3 protein-coding genes are annotated in these 3,978 nt (G+C 65.0%); all 3 read left to right on the top strand.

Annotated features, from left to right (window positions below):
- Positions 1-49: 49 nt before the first annotated feature.
- Complete coding sequence (gene arcC, locus H5T60_12490) at positions 50-991, top strand: carbamate kinase (GenBank protein MBC7243250.1); 942 nt, start codon at positions 50-52, stop codon at positions 989-991.
- A gap of 102 nt (positions 992-1,093) precedes the next feature.
- Entirely contained in the window at positions 1,094-2,686 is a 1,593-nt protein-coding gene (locus H5T60_12485) for a D-aminoacylase (GenBank protein MBC7243249.1), read from the top strand.
- A 16-nt stretch (positions 2,687-2,702) separates the two neighbouring features.
- Complete coding sequence (locus tag H5T60_12480; protein MBC7243248.1) at positions 2,703-3,944, top strand: threonine synthase; 1,242 nt, start codon at positions 2,703-2,705, stop codon at positions 3,942-3,944.
- The last annotated feature ends 34 nt before the right edge of the window (positions 3,945-3,978 follow it).

The raw sequence follows: 3,978 nt of genomic DNA, 5'->3' as shown, positions 1-3,978 counted from the left end.
GATTTGGAGAGAACGTCATAACACGTCTACGGTGACGGGAGAACAGGACATGAGTCGAAAGGTTGCAGTCGTTGCAGTCGGCGGTAATTCCCTGATCAAAGACGCTCAGCACCAGACCGTTCCGGACCAGTGGGATGCGGCGCGGGAAACCGGCAAGCATATCGCCCGCATGATCGCGCAGGGATGGGATGTGGTGCTGACGCACGGCAACGGCCCCCAAGTGGGATTTATCCTGCGGCGTTCGGAGCTGGCCGCCCATGAACTGCATGAGGTCCCGCTGGATTCCTGCGTCGCCGATACACAGGGCGCTATCGGCTACATGTTCCAGCAGGTGCTGATGAATGAGTTCCGGCGGATGAACATGCACAAGCCGGTGGCGACCGTGGTGACGCAGGTGCTGGTGGACCGCAACGACCCGGCCTTCCAGAACCCCACCAAGCCCATTGGATCGTTCATGGACGAGGCCACGGCCCGCCGGCGCATGGAAGAGGGCTGGCACGTTATCGAGGACGCCGGCCGCGGATGGCGCCGCGTCGTCGCCTCACCGCGCCCCCTGGAAATCCTCGAGCAGGACGTCATCAAGACTATGGTGGACGCCGGCATCATCGTCATCGCCGTCGGCGGCGGCGGCATCCCTGTCATCCGCAACGAACAGGGAGACCTGCAGGGCATCGCCGCAGTCATCGACAAAGACCTGGCCTCCTCCCTGCTGGCGCGCAACATCCGGGCGGACCTGTTCCTCATCTCCACCGCCGTCGAAAAGGTGGCGCTGAACTTCGGCCAGCCCAATCAGGTCTGGTTGGACCGCATGACCCTGGCGGAGGCCAAGGCGTATATGGCCGAAGGGCATTTCAAGAAGGGAAGCATGCTGCCGAAGATCCAGGCCATCATCGAATACCTGGAGCACGGCGGCAAGGAAGCCATCATCACCAACCCGGAGAACATCGAACGCGCCCTGGCCGGCGAAACCGGCACGCGCATCGTCCCATAGCTGACCCCGGGCAATTGCCCTATCCCTCAGATGGAGTATAATCGGTGCGGTGCGCCGCCGGCATCGGCCCGCACCGTATGATCTCCTTCCTGGGGGTACGGCATGCTCGATTACCTCATACGCAATGGGCGCATCGTCGACGGCACGGGCAACCCCTGGTTCCGCGCCGACATCGGTATCGCCGGCGGGCGCATCGCCGCCATACGGCATCACCTCGACCTGCCCGCCCGACATACCATCGAAGCCGAGGGGCTGACGGTCTGCCCCGGCTTCATCGACATGCACGCCCATTCCGACTGGTGGTTGTTGACCAACCCCCTGCATCATCCCAAACTCCTGCAGGGGGTGACGACGGAACTGTTGGGGCAGGACGGTTTCTCGCTGGCCCCCTGGCCGGCACAGGAAGCGGACATGCTCCGCCGGCTGGTGGCCGGCATGAACGGCAACCCGGACCTGGCGCCCAGTTGGCAAAGCTTCGCCGGCTACCTGGAGGCCCTGAACGCCGCCCGGCCGTCGGTCAATGCCCTCTCGCTGGTGGGGCACGGCACCCTGCGGGTGGGGGTCGTGGGCATGGCCAACCGGCCGGCCAGCGCGGCGGAGCTGGCAGAGATGGAGCGGCTGTTGCACCAGTCCATGGAAGAGGGGGCCGCCGGCCTCTCCAGCGGTCTCATTTACGCACCCTGCTATTTCGCCCAGCGGGAAGAACTGGTGCGGCTTTGCCGGGTGGTCGCGGGCTACGGCGGCATCTTCGTCGTGCATCTGCGCAGTGAAGGGGACCGCCTGCTGGAAGCGCTGGAGGAAGTCTTGGATATTGCGGCGGAGAGCGGTGTCGCGCTCCACGTTTCCCATTTCAAGGTCTTTGGCCGGCCCAACTGGGGCAAAAGCATCCTGGCACTGGAGCGGCTGGAACGTGCCCGCGAGGCGGGCATTGATGTGACATTCGACCAGTATCCCTACACCGCCGGCTCCACCAGCCTCTCCGTGCTCCTGCCCCCTTGGGCACATGAAGGTGGGGCGGAGGCCCTGCTGGCCCGCCTGCAGGACCCCGCCGCACGCGAGCAAATGCGCCGCGATATGGAGCAGGACACCTCCTGGGACAATTTCCTGGCCGCTGTCGGCCCGGAGAACATCTTCATCACCTGGGTGGGGTCGGAGCGGAACCGCTGGGCGGTAGGCAAAAGCCTCCTCGCTATCGCCGGCTGCATGCACAAGCCTGCCGCGGAGGCGGTTATGGACCTGCTGTGGGAAGAGCAGTTGGCCGTCACCATGGTGGACTTCTGCATGAGCGAGGAGGACGTGGAGCGCATCATGCGGCACCCCCTCCAGATGGTCTCCACCGACGGCCTGCTGGCCGGCAGGCCCCACCCGCGCGCTTACGGGGCCTATCCCCGGGTGCTGGGACACTACGTGCGGGAACGCCGGCTTCTTCCCCTGCAGGAGGCGGTGCGCAAAATGACCTCCCTGCCGGCACAGCGCCTGGGCCTGCGCGATCGTGGGCTGGTGCGCGAGGGATACTGGGCCGACCTGGTGATTTTTGACCCGGCTGTTGTCGCGGACCTCGCCACGTATGAGGCCCCCTGCCGGCATCCGGCCGGCATCACCCATGTCTTCGTCAACGGCGTGCTGAGCGCCGCCGGCGGCGAACATCTGGGCCAACGCGCCGGCCGCGCCCTGGAATGCCATACGCCATACTGACAAGGAGCAAATCACGATGGATCACGTCAAAGGGCTCAAGTGCATGATATGCGGCGCGGAATATGCGCCGGACGAGATTCTGTACGTCTGCCCCAAGCACGGCGATGAGGGCATTGTGGATGTGATATATGATTATGACAAGATCGCCCGCCGGCTGACCAAAGAGAAACTGGCGGAGGATCGCACGCCCTCCATCTGGCGCTATTTCGATCTCCTCCCCCTGCGAAGCCGGGATACCCTGCCGCCCCTGCAGGTGGGATGGACGCCCCTGTACAAAGCTGACCGGTTGGCCGGCCAATTGGGCCTGCGCCATCTCTGGGTCAAGGATGATGGGCGCAATCCCACCGCTTCGCTGAAGGATCGCGCCAGCGCGGTGGGAGTGGCCAAGGCGCTGGAGCTGGGACGGGGGGTGATTACCGCGGCTTCCACGGGGAACGCCGCTTCGTCGGTCGCCGGCCTGGCCGCCTCCGTCGGCATCAAGACCTATATCTTCGTGCCCAAGACCGCGCCCGAGGCCAAGATCGCCCAACTGCTGATCTTCGGCGCCAACGTGATCGCCATCAACGGCACCTACGACGAGGCCTTCGACCTCTGCCTCAAGGCTTCGGCGGAATACGGCTGGTACTCCCGCAACACCGCCTACAACCCCTATCTCTCCGAGGGGAAGAAAACGGCCGCGCTGGAAATCTGCGAACAACTGAACTGGCAGGCGCCCGACCGCATCTTCGTCTCCGTGGGCGATGGCTGTATCATCGGGGGCCTGTGGAAGGGCTTGCGCGATCTGTACGCCCTGGGCTTCATCGACAAGATGCCGAAGCTGATGGGGGTACAGGCAGAGGGTTCGGCGGTGCTCTACAACGCCTGGCGCAAGGGCACCGAAGAGATTGAACCGATTGTCCCGAACACGCTGGCGGATTCCATCTCCGTGGGCATCCCGCGGGACCGCATCAAGGCCCTGCGGGCGGTGCGGCAGACCGGCGGCGAGTTCATCACCGTCAGCGACGAGGAAATCCTGGATGCCATGCGCGTGCTGGCAAGGGGTGCGGCGGTGTTTGGGGAGCCGGCCGGCGTCACCAGCCTGGCCGGCCTGCGCAAAATGCTGCGCGAGGGACGTCTGGACCCGGACGAACGCATCGTGGTGCTGATCACCGGCAACGGGCTGAAGGACGTGGCCAGCGCCATCAAGGCCACCGGCCGGCCGCACATCATCGATCCCACCATGGAGGACCTGCGCCGGCTGGTCGCAACCATCGGCTAAATTGGGCAGGGGCGAGTCCGTGACTCGCCCCTGC

Source organism: Anaerolineae bacterium, from assembly GCA_014360855.1.
GTDB lineage: Bacteria > Chloroflexota > Anaerolineae > JACIWP01 > JACIWP01 > JACIWP01.
This window is presented reverse-complemented; position numbering and strand designations above follow the sequence as displayed.

Coding starts and splice junctions, on each gene's coding strand:
- arcC (MBC7243250.1), top strand. CDS start 50: ATGAGTCGAAAGGTTGCAGTCGTTGCAGTCGGCGGTAATTCCCTGATC.
- H5T60_12480 (MBC7243248.1), top strand. CDS start 2,703: ATGGATCACGTCAAAGGGCTCAAGTGCATGATATGCGGCGCGGAATAT.
- H5T60_12485 (MBC7243249.1), top strand. CDS start 1,094: ATGCTCGATTACCTCATACGCAATGGGCGCATCGTCGACGGCACGGGC.